Origin of the sequence: Halalkalibacter flavus, assembly GCF_036663575.1 — a bacterium.
Lineage (GTDB): Bacteria > Bacillota > Bacilli > Bacillales > Bacillaceae_D > Halalkalibacter > Halalkalibacter flavus.
Genome location: NZ_JAWRVK010000003.1, coordinates 76001 through 91978 on the forward strand (window position 1 = coordinate 76001; position 15978 = coordinate 91978).

The window sequence follows — 15978 nt, forward strand, 5'->3', positions numbered from 1 at the left end:
AAAATGAAATCAGGGTTGAATCAATTTCTTTCACCTTTTAGGATCATCATTATTTCATATATTGTTGCAATGGTGATATTCAGTCTTCTATTATATTTACCAATTTCCCATCAGCCCGGTGTAACTTTAACATACTCTGAAGCTTTATTTACTTCGGTAAGTGCCGTAAGTGTGACTGGGTTAACGGTTGTAAATGTTTCGGAAACGTATAGCTACATCGGAATTATTTTTTTAGCTATGGCTATTCAACTTGGTGGAATTGGTATTATGACGATGGGAACTTTCGTCTGGATGTTATTTGGTCGAAAAATTAATTTTGCTCAGCGTATGCTAATAATGGTTGACCAAAACCAGATTAATTTTTCGGGACTTGTTAATTTAATGAGAGGGATATTAATCGTAGCTTTAATTATTGAAGCAATAGGCGCCCTTATTCTTGGTACATATTATATTAGGTATTTTGATACGATCGGACAAGCCTACTATCAAGGGGCATTTGCATCACTCAGCGCTTTTACGAACGCAGGGTTTGATGTAACGGGAGAATCACTAATTCCGTTTGCAAATGATTACTACGTTCAATTTGTAACAATATTGCTCATTTTTGGAGGAGCTATAGGATTTCCAGTACTACTTGAAATAAAAGAGTACTTTTCAAAAAAAGATGAGAATTTCAAGTTTAGTTTATTTACAAAAATAACAACTACTACTTATTTTGCAGTTTTTGTTTTAGGGGTAATTGGTATTTGGGCGCTTGAAAGTGGCCATTATTATGTAGGTCTTGAGTGGCATCAACAATTGTTTTATTCTGTGTTTAATTCAGCAACCTCCAGAAGTGGTGGTCTTGCCACAATGGATATCTCGGAATTAAATCCAGCAACTTTGCTTTTTATTTCTGGTTTAATGATTATTGGAGCAAGTCCGTCCAGTGTAGGTGGGGGAATTCGAACTACCACGATCGCTGTAATGTTTTTGACAATTCGCAGTTTCGCACTTGGGAAAGAAGATGTAAAAGTTTTTGGGCGTGAAATTCATCCTGAAGACAAACAAAAGGCTTTCATTGTCTTATCTGTTTTCCTTGTTTTATTATTTGCAGCAGTTACGCTTATTACTGCTTTTGAGTCAAGAAACCCAAATGTCACTTTGCTTGCTATCATTTTTGAAACAGCATCTGCGTTTGGTACATGTGGATTATCAATGGGGATAACTCCTGACTTATCTATAGCAAGTCAATCTGTTCTAATTATATTGATGTTTATAGGTCGAGTTGGATTAATCGCTTTTCTGTTCTCTGTTCGAAAACGTGAAACGAAAACACACTTTAAATATCCGACAGAAAGAATTATTATCGGGTAAATTTAGTAGATAAAATGGAAATATTGTTATTTTCGTTGAAAAGCCCTTTGTACAGGGCTTTTTTCTCTATAAGAATCTTGGAAGAGTTGTATACGTTTTCTTGACGATGTTATCTGTTGGGAGTACAATAAATTTGTCAGATTTTTTTCACAGAAACTTGCTAAAAGTTTCATAATATTGATGCTTGCAATCTATCATATTTTGTTTGCTAGCCTCAATATACTATACAAGGATAGAAAAAAATCATCGAGTTACATGTTTGGTAGGAAAAAATCATTTGTGGGGGGAAAAAGGTATGGCTGGCAATCGGGAATTTTTTAATCGTAAGCTACATTCTTTACTTGGTGTCATTCCAGTTGGACTATTCCTAGTTCAACACTTTGTAATTAACCATTTTGCAACACGAGGTGCTAGTGCTTTTAACCAGGCAGCTCATTTTATGGAAAACTTACCATTTCGTTATCTTCTAGAAATCTTTTTAATTTTTATTCCACTGCTTTATCATGCAATTTATGGATTATACATTGCATTCCAAGCAAAAAATAACACAGCTAGATATGGGTTCTTCCGTAACTGGATGTTCCGTATTCAGCGTTGGACTGGAGTATTTCTAGTAATTTGGATTACGTGGCATGTATGGGAAACTAGAGTAGCTGCTGCGTTCGGTGCAGAAGTAAACTTTGATATGATGGCTAATATTTTCAGCAATCCTTTTATGATCGTATTTTATATTGTTGGGGTTATTGCAGCGACGTTCCACTTTGCTAATGGTCTTTGGTCATTCGCAGTATCTTGGGGGATTACAGTAACACCACGTTCACAACAAATTGCAACATATGTAACAATGGGTATTTTCTTCGCATTAACGTTTGTTGGAATTAGAGCAATTCTAGCATTCATTAATCCAGACTTAGCAAACATTTAAGGAGTGGGTCAATATGAGTAAAGGTAGAATTATTGTTGTCGGAGGCGGACTAGCTGGTCTGATGGCAACAATTAAAGCAGCAGAAAAAGGGGTACCCGTAGATCTCTTCTCATTAGTTCCGGTAAAACGTTCACACTCAGTTTGTGCACAAGGTGGAATTAATGGTGCGGTTAACACGAAAGGTGAAGGAGACTCTCCATGGGAGCACTTCGATGATACAGTTTATGGTGGAGACTTCTTAGCAAACCAACCTCCGGTAAAAGCGATGACAGAAGCAGCACCTGGAATTATTCACTTAATGGACCGTATGGGAGTAATGTTTAACCGTACTCCTGAAGGTTTACTAGACTTTCGTCGTTTCGGTGGAACGCAACATCACCGTACAGCATTTGCGGGTGCAACAACAGGTCAGCAATTATTGTACGCACTTGATGAGCAAGTTCGTAGACATGAAGTAAGTGGATTAGTAACGAAGTATGAAGGATGGGAATTCCTCTCAGCTGTCGTTGATGATGAAGGAACCTGTCGCGGGATTACTGCTCAGGATTTGAAATCATCTGAGATTCGTAGTTTCCAAGGAGATGCCGTTATTATGGCTACTGGTGGCCCAGGGATTATCTTCGGTAAATCAACAAACTCAGTTATCAATACTGGCTATGCAGCTGCTAAGCTTTATCAACAAGGTGTTCACTATGCTAATGGTGAGTTTATCCAAATTCACCCAACAGCAATCCCTGGTGATGATAAGCTTCGTCTAATGAGTGAATCTGCTCGTGGTGAAGGTGGACGAGTTTGGACATATAAAGATGGCAAGCCTTGGTACTTCCTTGAAGAAAAATATCCGGCATACGGTAACCTAGTTCCTCGTGATATTGCTACACGTGAAATTTTTGATGTGTGTGTTGAGCAAAAGCTTGGAATTAATGGTGAAAACATGGTTTATCTTGACCTTTCTCATAAAGATCCGAAAGAGCTTGATATCAAACTTGGAGGAATAATTGAAATTTATGAGAAGTTCATGGGTGATGATCCTCGTAAAGTACCAATGAAGATCTTCCCGGCTGTTCACTACTCTATGGGAGGTATGTGGATTGATTATGATCAAATGACAAACATTCCTGGGTTATTCGCAGCTGGTGAGTGTGATTATTCGCAACATGGTGGAAACCGCTTAGGTGCTAACTCGCTTCTATCAGCTATTTACGGTGGTATGGTAGCGGGGCCGAAAGCTGTTGAATACATGAACGGCTTAGATAAAACTGCTGATTCGATGCCTTCTTCTTTATTTGAAAATGAAGTGAAGAAAGAGCAACAAGCATTTGATGACATTATGAAGATGGACGGAAAGGAAAATGCCTACATTCTTCATAAAGAACTTGGTGAATGGATGACTGACAACGTAACCGTAGTTCGTTACAATGAGAAGCTGTTAAAAACAGACGAGAAGATTCAAGAGTTGATGGAGCGTTATAAAAATATTAACATCAACGATACAGCTAAATGGAGCAACCAAGGTGCATCATTTACACGTCAATTAGACGGAATGTTAAGCTTAGCTCGTGTTATTACACTTGGTGCATACAACCGTAATGAGAGTCGCGGGGCTCATTATAAGCCGGAGTTCCCTGAACGTAATGATGAAGAATTCTTAAAGACAACGAAGGCAACATTTAACCCTGCGAAAAATGGTCCTGACTTTTCATGGGAAGAAGTTGATACGTCGCTTATTAAGCCGCGTAAACGTGACTACTCACAAAAGAAGCAAGGAGCTGCTAAATCATGAGTGAAAAAACAATTAAATTTAAAGTAACACGTCAAGATGATCCGAACAGTGCTCCTTATGTAGAGGAGTTTGAAGTACCTTATCGTCAGAACATGAATGTCATCTCAGCACTAATGGAGTTTCGTCGTAACCCTGTAACGTCTAGTGGAAAAGAGACGACACCAATTGCTTGGGATATGAACTGTTTAGAAGAGGTATGTGGTGCGTGTTCAATGGTGATTAATGGCAAGCCTCGTCAATCTTGTACGGCTTTAGTCGACCAGCTTGAGCAGCCAATACGACTTGAACCAATGAAGACGTTCCCGGTTGTTCGTGACTTAATTGTTGACCGTAGTCGGATGTTTGACTCTCTGAAGAAAGTGAAAGCATGGATTCCAATTGATGGAACATATGACCTTGGACCAGGGCCACGTATGGCTGAAACAAAGCGTCAATGGGCATATGAGCTTTCAAAATGTATGACATGTGGTGTGTGTTTGGAGGCGTGTCCTAACGTAAATAGCAAATCTGAGTTCATTGGACCGGCACCATTATCTCAAGTTCGATTATTTAACGCTCATCCAACTGGTGAAATGAATAAAGAAGAGCGTTTAGAAACGATTATGGGAGACGGTGGGCTTGCGAACTGTGGAAACTCTCAAAACTGTGTGCAGGCGTGTCCAAAAGGCATTCCGCTAACAACATCGATTGCTGCATTAAACCGATCAACAACATTACAATCCTTTAAAAATTTCTTTGGTGCTTAATTGAAAAAGGTCTAATCTCTTTTTAGGTAAGAGATTAGACCTTTTCTAAGGTATATAAGTAATCGTTTTCAAATTATTATTAGTAACAAATGTATCAAAGTATAAGAAAAGGTTGTGGTTGAATTGAGAGCACCGTCTTACATCCAAGATATAGCAAGCTGGAAAAACTCTTTTGATTTTTTTATGCCTGTACAGGTTAGGTTTTCAGAAACAGATGCGTTCGGTCATTTAAATAATACAAATGCTTTTGTTTATTTTGAAGATGCACGGATAGCTTTGTTTAAAGAGTTAGGTTTGATGCAAAAGTGGTCTAAAGCTTCCTATTCTCAGATTATTGTAGTAGCCGATCTTCAATGTGACTTTCATAAACAAGTCCCCTTTGATGAGCAATTACAAGTTGGAGTAAAAGTTCAAAGGCTTGGAACATCATCTGTTGATTTGCACTATGTAGCCGTAACTTCGAAAGGGGACATTTGTCTAACTGGAAGGGGAACGATTGTACAGATAAGTAAAGAAACAGGTCGCGGTGTTGCTTTTGATGAAGAAGCACGAAAGCTTTTAGCTGATTAAATAAAAACAGAAGAAGAGGCTGTCAAAAATAAGTTGTGTCCCCCATAAGCAAACGCTAGATAATATGCTTATAGGGGACAGATCCTTATAAGACAACCTCAGTAAAATATGAGACGACTAAAACGTAAGCGATCCAACGAAATAACGGATGAGCCTGTGAATAGTAGCGTACCTATATTTCAAGTTCTCCTAGTCGTACTAACTCAATAACTGCTTGAGAGCGCCCCTTTACTCCCAACTTTTGCATCGTATTAGAGATGTGATTTCGTACGGTTTTCTCACTTATGAAAAGCTCTTGTGCGATATCTCTCGTTGTTTTGTCTTGGACAAGTAATTCGAAAACTTCGCGTTCCCTTTTCGTAAGTAAGGGTTTAGGTCCGAATTCTGCTCCTTTCAATGAGTTCACTCCTTCTTGCTCGGGCTGAGAGCGAATAGTGGGGACTAAATTCCCACCAATGAAGGGTTTTAGTCTCGATAGTATATGTGTGCGAGGCAAACTACGTGTTTTATTTTCGACATTAACTTTAGCCTTTTTTATAGTTAATTTTTGCTTCTTTAACTTTTATCGAATTTTCGACAAGGTTCTACTTTATTTCTAGTAAATATATTGAAAAGGGTTAAATCCGTATGCTATACTAAATATGGCTTTAAGAAAGCATACATTATAAAATACTATATTGTATTACTTCCAAATTGTGCATTTAAATACGTGTTACTGATTCGATCAGGCATAAGTATTGAAGTGTATATGGGACTCAGTTAGGGTACTCTATAATCGTACTCGCTTATTGTGATCTTCATATTCCTTTCTTTACTTATGCCTTTTTTAAGTATCTTTCGTAAGTTTCGTTTAAATGTGCAAATGTAGAAGACAATAAGTATATGGAAAAAAAGAAAAAGATCTCTTTTTCTTAATTAAAATTCTAATGAAAAGAAAGAGGTAGATGATTATGGCAGAAAAAACATTTTTAATTACAGCAGATACGGGAATTCACGCACGTCCAGCAACTCAATTAGTAAACAAGGCAGGACAATACTCTTCAGATATTACTCTTGAGTTCAAAGGGAAATCAGTAAACTTGAAATCAATCATGGGTGTTATGTCATTAGGTGTTGGTAAAGGTTCAGAAGTTACAGTAAAGGCTGAAGGCTCAGATGCAGATGAAGCTCTTCAAGCAATTGAAGATGTTATTAAGGAAGGATTAGGGGAATAATGCAAACACTTACTGGTATCGCTGCTTCTTCTGGTGTAGCGATTGCGAAGGCTTTCGTACATGAAGAGCCTGATATGACAATTGAATTAAAAGAAATTCAAGATCCAGCCAGTGAAGTTAAGCGTCTTGAAGATGCACTTTCTAAGTCAAAAGAAGAGCTTGCTGTTATTAAAGATAAGACAGAAAAAGAGCTTGGACCTGATAAGGCTGAAATTTTTGCTGCTCATCTACTTGTTCTTAGTGACCCTGAGCTTGTTGATGCAGTGAAAGCAAAGATTACAGGTGAAAAACAAAGCGCAGAATATGCCATGAATGAAGTTTCATCAATGTTCATTACTATGTTTGAAAATATGGATAACGAATACATGAAGGAACGTGCGGCAGATATTCGTGACGTTTCCAAGCGCGTACTTGGTCACTTGCTTGGAATTGAAGTTCAGTCGTTAGCAACAATTTCAGAAGAAACGATTATTATTGCTGAAGATTTAACGCCCTCCGATACAGCACAATTAAATCCAGTATTTATTAAGGGATTTGCTACTGATATTGGTGGACGTACTTCTCATTCAGCTATTATGTCTAGATCTTTAGAAATTCCAGCAGTAGTTGGAACAAAAGAAGTAACGGCACAAATTAAAACTGGTATGACTGTTATTGTTGATGGATTAGAAGGTGTTGTAATTGTAGAACCTTCTGATGAAGAAGTTGCGACATATACGAAAAAACGTGATGATTTTGCGAAGCAAAAAGCAGAATGGGCGAAACTTGTAAATGAGCAAACAACGACAAAAGACGGTCAGCACGTTGAACTAGCAGCAAATATTGGAACACCTAAGGATTTAGAAGGTGTTATTAACAATGGGGCTGAAGGAATCGGCCTTTATCGAACAGAGTTTCTTTATATGGGTCGAACGGAACTTCCATCTGAGGAAGAACAATTTGAGGCGTATAAAGAAGTGGTTGAACGTATGGAAGGCAAGCCAGTTGTCATTCGTACATTAGATATAGGTGGGGATAAAGAACTACCATACTTAGATCTTCCTAAAGAGATGAATCCATTTTTAGGTTTCCGTGCAGTTCGTCTTTGTTTAGAAGAAAAAGAAATCTTCCGTACTCAATTACGTGCTCTTCTTAGAGCAAGTGCCTTTGGTAACTTGAAAATCATGTTCCCAATGATTGCTACATTAGATGAATTCCGTCAAGCAAAAGCAATGCTTCTTGAAGAAAAGGAGAAATTAGTTGCAGATGGAGTTGCTGTTTCAGATTCAATCGAAATTGGTATGATGGTTGAAATTCCTTCAACGGCAGTTGCAGCAGACTTATTTGCTAAAGAGGTTGATTTCTTTAGTATCGGTACGAATGATTTGATTCAATATACGATGGCTGCTGATAGAATGAATGAGCGCGTTTCTTATTTATACCAACCATACCATCCGGCTATTTTACGCCTAGTAAAGATGGTCGTTGATGCTGCTCATAAAGAAGGCAAGTGGGCAGGAATGTGTGGAGAAATGGCTGGGGATGAAGTTGCTATTCCACTTCTACTAGGTCTTGGTTTAGATGAATTTAGTATGAGTGCTACGTCCATTTTACCAGCTCGTAACCAAATGTTATCTCTCTCGAAAGAAGAACTTGCAGCATTTGCAAATGAGATGATTTATTTGGATACAGCAGATGAAGTAGAAAAAAGAGTTCGTGAAGCGTTCTTGGATTAAGGAGATGGGGTTGACATATTGGTCAACCTCTTTTCGTTTTATAAAAAATGGTAATAGTTTTTATCTTTTAGTGAGACTCAATGTTTGCAAGGAATTGTCACATAAATCGCTTGCTTTTCCTAGTGAAACAGGCGACAATTAATGAAAGGTACTAGTTTTATTACTGGAGGTGCGTACAGGTGGATCATCGCCAAATTGAACAAATAGAACGCTCATTACGAAGAGTAGCAGAAATGGTAAAACAAAAGGGGCGAGAAATCCTAACGCAATTCCCCATAACCCCACCGCAATTTGTAGCGTTGCAATGGTTAAATGAATATGGTGATATGACGATAGGTGAACTGTCTACTAAAATGTATTTAGCATGCAGTACAACGACAGATTTAGTAGATAGAATGGAAAAAAATGAGTTAGTGGAACGAGTGAAAGATAAAAATGACCGACGCGTAGTCCGGATTCATTTATTAGATAAAGGTCGTACGATCATTGAGGAAGTTATTAAGAAACGTCAAGATTATTTGGAAGGAATTCTAACTGACTTTTCACAGGACGAAGTAGACTTCCTTGAGAAGAGTTTACATGTTCTTCATGAGGAAATGAAAGCGACAAGAATGAACCCGTAACTTAGCATCGAGGAGAATGAGGGGAAGTTGTTGGATAGACCAATAGGAGTAATTGATTCGGGTTTAGGCGGTCTGACAGTTGCGAAAGAGATTATGAGGCAGCTTCCAAAAGAGGAGATTGTTTATATCGGCGACTCTGCGCGTTGTCCATATGGACCTAGATCAGAAGAAGAAGTAAGAAAGTTTACATGGGAAATGATTGACCAATTATTAGAAGAAAAGATGAAAATGTTGGTCATTGCTTGTAATACGGCCACAGCAGTTGTTCTCGAAGAAGTAAAAAGGGAACTCTCTATTCCTGTTGTTGGTGTTGTTCATCCAGGAGCTATTAGTGCACTTAAAGTAACGAAGAGGGACCATGTGGCTATTATAGGAACAACAGGGACGATTCGAAGTCAAGCTTATGAAAAAGCTTTAAAAGCTATTAACAGTGAAGTGAAAGTGGAGAGCCTTGCTTGTCCGCCCTTCGTTCCATTAGTGGAAAGAGGAATTTTTGAAGGACCGGAAGCGGAACGAATTGTAGATGAAGCACTAACACCGCTTGATCATTTAAATTTTGATACGCTTATTTTAGGATGCACTCACTATCCGCTGTTAAAGGGTGTGATTGGAAAGAGAGTAGGTAGAGATATTCAGTTAATTTCGTCTGGTGATGAGACTGCCCGAGAAGTTAGTAGCCTTCTCTATCATAACAACCTTCTTTATACGAAAGACAGACAACCATCCCATCGTTTTTTTACGACAGGCGATCCTGATCGCTTTAAGAGTTTAGCTGACCAGTGGTTAGAAATGAATGTAGAATGTGTGAAAATAATTTTATTGTAACTTAAGGGGCTGGCTCAAAAGTCCAGAACAGAGGTGACAATGGTTTTTTGTTACGCGCCGTGAGGGGTAACCCACTCCTCTCAAGGTTTTTCAGTGGCCTTTAAGCAATGAGCGGAACCGTTGCTTTGTCTTAAAGCCAGCTATGAGTGGGTTTCTCATAGCAGGCGCGCAACGTGTGGAGCCATTGCTGCTTCCTCGAATCCGCTAAAAAGGACTTTTTCAGTGCCATCGGTTTTTAAAAAGTGTAGCGATCATTGCTTTGGGGGTTTCTCAAAGGTCAAAAACAGACCTTTTGAGAAACCTCTTTTTGTGTTGTGAAAAAATACCAAAGAAAAAATGGAACAAAAAAATAGATAAAGGTGGTCTATTATTTTTTAAGGCTCGTATACATGTAGTACAAACTATCTTAGGAGGGAAAACAATGCGCAAAGTTTTACGAAAAGGGGTTCCCATTCTTGCACTTACAATGTTAACAATGTCAGCTTGTTCGTTTGGTTCGAATGAAGCGGCCAATGAAATGGATACACCACCAACGAATTACGTAGAAGAAAATGAATCATTAGGATTAGAAGAAGATCCGGAAGAAGCTCCAGTTGAAGAAGGAGATGGGGAAGAAGGAACAGGAGATGAAGCGACACCTGATTCTGTTCAACGTGAATTATACTTAATAGATTCAAATGGACTTGTTGTTCCCCAAACTCTTGAGTTGCCAAAAACAGAAAGTGTCCTAAAACAATCCCTTGAATATTTAGTTGATGGAGGTCCTGTAACAGAATTGTTACCAAACGGGTTTCGTGCTGTTCTTCCAGCAGGGACGGAAATAAGTGTTAATCTTAAAGAAGATGGGATTGCTGTGGCTGACTTTTCGAATGAGTTTAAAGAATATGACCCAAATCAAGAAAAGCAAATTCTTGAAGCGATAACATGGACTTTAACACAATTTGAAAATGTGGATAGTGTTCAAATTAATATTAATGGGTATAAACAAGATACAATGCCGGTTGGTGGAACTCCGATAGGTGAAGGGGTTAGCCGTGCCAACGGGATTAACCTCGAAACGGGTTCTGTAACAGATGTGGTTAATAGTAAAGGGGTAACCCTTTACTTCTTAGCCCAAAATGGTGAGAACACGTACTATGTTCCGGTTACAAGACGAGTAGCTTCAGGGACGGAATCCTTAACAGCAGCTGTTGAAGAGCTACTAAAAGGGCCTTCAAATGAAACACAGCTGTTAACAGATTTCCGTCAAGAGGTAGCTCTGTTAGAGGAACCGATGTATGAAAATGGAACAGTTACGTTGAATTTTAATGAATCACTTCTTTCTCAGAATCAATCAACAGCTGTTTCTTCTGAAGTGTTAAATATGTTAGCACTTACTTTAACAGAACAAAAAGGCATCGAAAAAGTAGCTGTTCAAGTAAATGGTGAATCAAATGTGTTAACAGAGTCTGGGGACGTTGCAGAACCTGTTTCAAGGCCAAGCCTTGTGAATACAGGAAGTTACTAAGGCTTGATTGGACTCTCTTAATAATTTTCTTTATAATTATAAATAATTACTAAGGAGGGGCGTAATGCTTCCTCCTTTTTAACCTTACATAAAAAAGTTTACAATGAACATACAATGCCAATTAGGGGGTAACAAAATGAGAGTTGACGGACGTGCATCGGATCAAATAAGAGAGGTTTCTATTGAGACCAATTTTGTGAAACATCCAGAAGGCTCTGTCTTAATTTCAATGGGAGACACGCGAGTCATCTGTACAGCAACGGTAGAGGAGCGAGTCCCGCCTTTCTTAAGAGGACAAGGAAAAGGATGGATTGCGGCAGAATATGCTATGCTTCCACGTGCAACGGAAACAAGAAATATCCGAGAGTCTTCCAAAGGAAAAGTATCGGGAAGAACGATGGAAATACAACGATTGATAGGACGTTCTTTGCGTTCGGTAATAAATTTAGAAAAGATAGGTGAGAGGACGGTCTGGATCGATTGCGATGTTATCCAAGCTGATGGGGGGACGAGGACTGCTTCTATAACAGGTGCTTTTGTTGCATTAGCTTTAGCGATGGATAAAGTAATGTCTAAAGGGAAAGTAAAAGATTGGCCAATTCACGACTATTTAGCAGCAATATCAGTTGGAGTCGACTCGAAGAAAGGAGAGCTTCTAGATTTATGTTACGTCGAAGATGCATCTGCAGAGGTAGATATGAATGTTGTTATGACAGGCAAACATGAATTTGTTGAGCTCCAAGGTACTGGTGAAGAAGCAACATTCTCACGACCTCAATTAAACAAACTTCTAGACTTAGCAGAGATAGGAATCGATGCTCTTATATTAAAGCAAAAAGAGGCTCTAGGTGACATTGCTGCAAGAATGAAATAGTGAAGAAAGTTGGAGTTGCAAATGAAAGAGATTGTTATTGCTACGCAGAACAAGGGGAAAATAGCTGAGTTTAAGCAATTATTTGAAGGATTAGAAGTTCGTTCTTTATTAGACTATCCGAATATTCCCGACATAGTCGAAGATGGAATGACATTTGCTGAGAATGCAGCGAAGAAAGCAGAAACGCTAGCAACTTATTTAAATCGAATGGTTATTGCTGATGATTCAGGTTTGCAAGTTGATGCACTTGATGGACGACCTGGTGTGTATTCAGCTCGGTATGCAGGACCTAGCAAAAATGATATAGATAATATGGATAAAGTATTAAGGGAATTAAAGGATATACCAAGTGAAGATCGAACGGCTCGATTTATCTGTTTGATTGCTGTAGCTAGTCCAAATCAAGAAACGAAAATTTATGAAGGCACGTGTGAGGGGATTATAACGAATGAAGCACGTGGGACCAATGGATTTGGCTATGATCCCATTTTTTACGTTCCTGATCTTGAAAAGACGATGGCACAGTTGACAGTTGAAGAGAAAAATAAACGTAGTCATAGAGCGAATGCTTTAAAACAATTACTAGCTCATAAAGAAGAATGGAGTTCGTGAGGAGGGGAACAATGAAAGCTTTCATTATTAGTGATAGTCATGGTTGGGAAAGTGAGCTTGAGAAAGTTGTTAACCGACATAGAGAAGAAGTTGATATTCTTATTCACTGTGGTGATTCTGAGCTTGAAGGTGGACATTCTGCACTTAAGGGAGTAAAAGTAGTGAAGGGTAACTGTGATTTTGGTTCAAGTTTCCCCGATGATCTCAAGGAAACGGTTCAAGGTGTGACAATATATGTTACTCATGGTCATCTTTACAATGTGAAAATGACTCATGTTCCTTTAAGTTATCGAGCGGAAGAAAAAGGTGCTCAAATTGCTTGCTACGGTCATTCACATGTAGCGGGTGTTTTTATGGAAAACGGAGTAATCTACATAAATCCAGGCAGCATTCGACTTCCACGAAATAGAGAAGAGAAAACGTATTGCATATGTGAGTATAATAAGAGTAACGCTACTGTTACGTATTATGATTATAACGGAAAAATTGTTCAAGACATGGTTTATCATTTTGAGCTAAACTAGAAGAGACTTTATTCTCTCTCTACGAAATAGCTACTTAGTAGAGAGAGATAAATTTTTTTAAAATTTTTCTGAGGGATTGTTGACATTCTTTTTAGATTGCGCTATATTAATATATGTCGCCGCAAGGTAATGACGACGACAAACAATGAACTTTCATATTAATACACTGTGCGGGTGTAGTTTAGTGGTAAAACCTCAGCCTTCCAAGCTGATGTCGTGAGTTCGATTCTCATCACCCGCTTTTTGTCCCAGTAGCTCAGCAGGATAGAGCAACGGCCTTCTAAGCCGTCGGTCGGGAGTTCGAATCTCTCCTGGGACGCCATTTAAAACAACGATAATGCACGTTACATAAGCCTTCTATCACGTTTAGTGAAACGGTCAACGATTCGGTCACATTCCGATCAACTACCGAAATTCACTTAACGGATAGGAGGTTTTTTTGCGTTGACTAAAAAGAAAACGTCACTTGTTGTTTCCGCAGATTTATCCGATCTATTCTCCGACGCGTCCGCAGAGATTACAGTCCCCGAACGCAAAATAAACACAGATACATATCCGATAGAGAAAGCGCTCAAGACGATTATACGTCAATTAGAGGCGATTGGGCTACGTGAGAGAACGATAAGCGACTACAAGCACCACGTAAGCCACTTCGCAGAGATAACCGGTATAGAGGCGCTTGAAGACATTACCGCGGACCATATATACGATTGGCTCGCAAGTATGAACGTGAGCAATCAAACGAAGCTAACGCGCCTTAAATGCTTAAAGGCGTTCTTAGGACGGTGCTTTGATAACGGTTGGATCGCGTCGAAGTTCTGGGCGCAGATACGTATTAAGGTCGATAGTCCGGTTAAGCCTGGCGCAACAGAGCGGGATATCATGCTACTATTATCGTTGCTTGACCTGAGTGACTTCGTTCAGCTACGGGATGCGACCGCGGTCTTATTGCTTTATCAGACCGGAATAAGAATCAGCACATTAGCGCAGCTCGAAAGCCATCACGTCGACTTAGAGACGAACACGCTTCGTGTAGACGGTGGACTATTGAAGAATCACGAACAGATACATTTACCCTTTGACGATAAATTAAGTCGCTTATTAGAGGCTCTAATGCGTCAGAACCGTATTGTCAGACGTGAGAATGGAGCAAAAAATGATTTTATATTTATAACGCGATACGGGGAAAAAGTAACGAGCAGTCAATCGCATAACAACATACAAAAGCGATTAAACAAGTATTCGAAAGAGTACGGCATTAAGAATCTGAATCCGCACGCCCTAAGACGAGGGTTTGCGCGAAGGTTATTAGATAAAAATGCAAACATTGCGCTGATCTCTAAGGCGTTGGGCCACAGTGATATAGACGTGACTTCGCGTTATTTACATTTAGATAAAGAGGAAGTAATGAATAGTTTGCGCCAATACCTATAAAAAGACAAAAAAAGAGCGACCCACCTTCACGAAGAGAACTTGTCTCTTGATCGGTAAACCACTCACGCCTAAGAATAGTTTATCGAAAAAAGCCGGACAAGTCAATACGTAATTCGTCTGTCTATCAGATCGAACGTATATTCGTGGTGGGTCGCCTGAAAAGGAGCAACCGCAATGTACTATGAAGAATACGAAAAGTATCAGTCGTTCCGCAATATGGACGATCTAAACGAAGCAGTCCGCCAGGCGCTTTATTTCAACGCGGACAAATTGAATAAGACCGCCGTTACCGTGCTGAAGCTTCTATCGCGTTACTCATGCAAAGTAATCGGCGTTAGTTGGATGAAAGCGGCCACGATAGCGCAATTGATCGAGAAGAGTGAAAAGACCGCTAGAAGGGCGCTCAAGACGTTAGAAGAGATCGGCATTATTAAGCGTGTGCCAACTATCCGCGAAAAGGGTGGGAGAGGTTACGACATTTGCGTTATTTTGCCGGTTGTCCAGGCGGAAGTGTCCAGTCGTGAAGAGTCCGGAAATGTGCGCGAGAGTAAGGCGCAAAAGGGTATTGAACTAAAAGAAACCGCAATATCTAATAAACTTAATAATTACGTACTAGACGCATCATATACGCCTGATAACATTCCAGCGCGTTTTACTTCAGCATGTAAGCCGTTCTTTGGCGCCAATAAAATATATGAGCTATGGCAGCGTGTTAAGTTCGCCTATGATAAGTGTAACCTTGACGCAAGGATCGATTCACCTGCGGTCTTAGATATCGCGATAGGTGTATTTAAGAGGGCCATCTTCGCAATGAAGCGAGGGGGAATACGTAAGACTTTTGGCGGTTACTTTTATGGCGGGATGGTGTCGAAGCTGGACGACTTGTTTCGCGAAGAGTTGCAAGAGATTAGCGGGGGAGTGCGTCTTAGTGTTCCGGAAGGATGGAGCTGAAAAAGTGTTGAAAAACGGTCATAATAACTTATTATTATATACGGTAAGAGTAACGTAAATAACGCTGATATATGGTAATTGAGCGATTTGCCGATAATTGCGTATATGGGTGAATTCCCTCCGTTTAGGGCCGATTTTATCAGCCGGAGGGTCCGAGCGTGGACAGGCCGCCAAGACCTCGGGGTTAAAGATATGCGGTATGTCGAAGAGTGTCGCAATTGTATGAGGACTAGGCGCAATTCTAGGCGGTGATATACAGAATTTTATGCATAGGGTATGCGCAGGTGTATGCATAATGGAACGGTACAATACGGTATAG

Annotated in this window: 16 protein-coding genes and 2 tRNA genes; 17 read left to right on the forward strand and 1 reads right to left on the reverse strand. The window is 39.5% G+C overall.

Annotation, left to right across the window (positions count from 1 at the left end; all coding sequences use genetic code 11):
* Positions 1 to 3 precede the first annotated feature (3 nt).
* The 5 genes from SAY88_RS02870 (at position 4) to SAY88_RS02890 (ending at position 5380) form a co-directional block, all read left to right on the forward strand.
* The gene (locus SAY88_RS02870; protein WP_332629150.1) at positions 4 to 1356 is read left to right on the forward strand and encodes a TrkH family potassium uptake protein; all 1353 of its coding nucleotides are present in this window, start codon (positions 4 to 6) and stop codon (positions 1354 to 1356) included.
* A gap of 295 nt (positions 1357 to 1651) precedes the next feature.
* On the forward strand, positions 1652 to 2281 hold the full coding sequence (locus SAY88_RS02875; protein ID WP_250096946.1) for a succinate dehydrogenase cytochrome b558 subunit: 630 nt from the start codon (positions 1652 to 1654) through the stop codon (positions 2279 to 2281).
* 13 nt (positions 2282 to 2294) lie between these two features.
* Positions 2295 to 4064 (forward strand): succinate dehydrogenase flavoprotein subunit, encoded by a 1770-nt coding sequence (gene sdhA, locus SAY88_RS02880; protein WP_250096947.1) that lies wholly within the window; start codon positions 2295 to 2297, stop codon positions 4062 to 4064.
* Positions 4061 to 4810, forward strand: a complete 750-nt coding sequence (sdhB, locus tag SAY88_RS02885; protein WP_332629152.1) for a succinate dehydrogenase iron-sulfur subunit — start codon at positions 4061 to 4063, stop codon at positions 4808 to 4810. The genes sdhA and sdhB overlap by 4 nt, the downstream gene beginning before the upstream one ends.
* A gap of 183 nt (positions 4811 to 4993) precedes the next feature.
* Positions 4994 to 5380: an acyl-CoA thioesterase gene (locus tag SAY88_RS02890; protein WP_431308833.1), complete on the forward strand. Its 387-nt coding sequence runs from the start codon at positions 4994 to 4996 to the stop codon at positions 5378 to 5380.
* Between the two features lie 172 nt (positions 5381 to 5552).
* Here SAY88_RS02890 and SAY88_RS02895 read toward each other — a convergent pair whose 3' ends face one another.
* A complete protein-coding gene (locus SAY88_RS02895) occupies positions 5553 to 5777 on the reverse strand; it encodes a helix-turn-helix domain-containing protein (RefSeq protein WP_034627048.1) in 225 nt (74 codons plus the stop codon).
* Positions 5778 to 6330: 553 nt separating this feature from the next.
* Here SAY88_RS02895 and SAY88_RS02900 point away from each other — a divergent pair.
* The 12 genes from SAY88_RS02900 (at position 6331) to SAY88_RS02955 (ending at position 15659) form a co-directional block, all read left to right on the forward strand.
* On the forward strand, positions 6331 to 6594 hold the full coding sequence (locus tag SAY88_RS02900) for a phosphocarrier protein HPr (protein WP_332629156.1): 264 nt from the start codon (positions 6331 to 6333) through the stop codon (positions 6592 to 6594).
* Entirely contained in the window at positions 6594 to 8309 is a 1716-nt protein-coding gene (gene ptsP / locus SAY88_RS02905) for a phosphoenolpyruvate--protein phosphotransferase (protein WP_332629158.1), read from the forward strand. Before SAY88_RS02900 ends, ptsP begins: the two co-directional genes overlap by 1 nt.
* A 179-nt stretch (positions 8310 to 8488) precedes the next feature.
* Positions 8489 to 8932, forward strand: coding sequence for a MarR family winged helix-turn-helix transcriptional regulator (locus SAY88_RS02910; protein WP_250096952.1), 444 nt, complete (start codon positions 8489 to 8491; stop codon positions 8930 to 8932).
* Positions 8933 to 8962: 30 nt separating this feature from the next.
* The gene (gene racE, locus SAY88_RS02915) at positions 8963 to 9757 is read left to right on the forward strand and encodes a glutamate racemase (RefSeq protein ID WP_332629161.1); all 795 of its coding nucleotides are present in this window, start codon (positions 8963 to 8965) and stop codon (positions 9755 to 9757) included.
* A 421-nt stretch (positions 9758 to 10178) separates the two neighbouring features.
* Complete coding sequence (locus SAY88_RS02920; RefSeq protein ID WP_332629162.1) at positions 10179 to 11264, forward strand: GerMN domain-containing protein; 1086 nt, start codon at positions 10179 to 10181, stop codon at positions 11262 to 11264.
* A 136-nt stretch (positions 11265 to 11400) separates the two neighbouring features.
* Entirely contained in the window at positions 11401 to 12138 is a 738-nt protein-coding gene (gene rph, locus SAY88_RS02925) for a ribonuclease PH (RefSeq protein WP_332629163.1), read from the forward strand.
* 21 nt (positions 12139 to 12159) lie between these two features.
* Complete coding sequence (locus SAY88_RS02930) at positions 12160 to 12750, forward strand: XTP/dITP diphosphatase (protein ID WP_332629165.1); 591 nt, start codon at positions 12160 to 12162, stop codon at positions 12748 to 12750.
* An 11-nt stretch (positions 12751 to 12761) separates the two neighbouring features.
* Positions 12762 to 13274 (forward strand): metallophosphoesterase family protein, encoded by a 513-nt coding sequence (locus tag SAY88_RS02935; RefSeq protein WP_332629166.1) that lies wholly within the window; start codon positions 12762 to 12764, stop codon positions 13272 to 13274.
* 170 nt (positions 13275 to 13444) lie between these two features.
* Positions 13445 to 13515, forward strand: a tRNA-Gly gene (locus SAY88_RS02940).
* Positions 13516 to 13519: 4 nt separating this feature from the next.
* A tRNA-Arg gene (locus SAY88_RS02945) sits at positions 13520 to 13596 on the forward strand.
* 122 nt (positions 13597 to 13718) lie between these two features.
* Positions 13719 to 14708, forward strand: coding sequence for a tyrosine-type recombinase/integrase (locus SAY88_RS02950; protein ID WP_332629168.1), 990 nt, complete (start codon positions 13719 to 13721; stop codon positions 14706 to 14708).
* Positions 14709 to 14882: 174 nt separating this feature from the next.
* On the forward strand, positions 14883 to 15659 hold the full coding sequence (locus SAY88_RS02955) for a helix-turn-helix domain-containing protein (RefSeq protein ID WP_332629170.1): 777 nt from the start codon (positions 14883 to 14885) through the stop codon (positions 15657 to 15659).
* The last annotated feature ends 319 nt before the right edge of the window (positions 15660 to 15978 follow it).

Excerpts from the sequence above, each read along its gene's own strand:
- SAY88_RS02955 (WP_332629170.1), top strand. The coding sequence starts at position 14,883 with ATGTACTATGAAGAATACGAAAAGTATCAGTCGTTCCGCAATATGGAC.
- SAY88_RS02935 (WP_332629166.1), top strand. The coding sequence starts at position 12,762 with ATGAAAGCTTTCATTATTAGTGATAGTCATGGTTGGGAAAGTGAGCTT.
- sdhB (WP_332629152.1), top strand. The coding sequence starts at position 4,061 with ATGAGTGAAAAAACAATTAAATTTAAAGTAACACGTCAAGATGATCCG.
- SAY88_RS02900 (WP_332629156.1), top strand. The coding sequence starts at position 6,331 with ATGGCAGAAAAAACATTTTTAATTACAGCAGATACGGGAATTCACGCA.
- SAY88_RS02890 (WP_431308833.1), top strand. The coding sequence starts at position 4,994 with ATGCCTGTACAGGTTAGGTTTTCAGAAACAGATGCGTTCGGTCATTTA.
- ptsP (WP_332629158.1), top strand. The coding sequence starts at position 6,594 with ATGCAAACACTTACTGGTATCGCTGCTTCTTCTGGTGTAGCGATTGCG.
- sdhA (WP_250096947.1), top strand. The coding sequence starts at position 2,295 with ATGAGTAAAGGTAGAATTATTGTTGTCGGAGGCGGACTAGCTGGTCTG.
- SAY88_RS02930 (WP_332629165.1), top strand. The coding sequence starts at position 12,160 with ATGAAAGAGATTGTTATTGCTACGCAGAACAAGGGGAAAATAGCTGAG.
- rph (WP_332629163.1), top strand. The coding sequence starts at position 11,401 with ATGAGAGTTGACGGACGTGCATCGGATCAAATAAGAGAGGTTTCTATT.
- SAY88_RS02870 (WP_332629150.1), top strand. The coding sequence starts at position 4 with ATGAAATCAGGGTTGAATCAATTTCTTTCACCTTTTAGGATCATCATT.
- SAY88_RS02920 (WP_332629162.1), top strand. The coding sequence starts at position 10,179 with ATGCGCAAAGTTTTACGAAAAGGGGTTCCCATTCTTGCACTTACAATG.
- SAY88_RS02875 (WP_250096946.1), top strand. The coding sequence starts at position 1,652 with ATGGCTGGCAATCGGGAATTTTTTAATCGTAAGCTACATTCTTTACTT.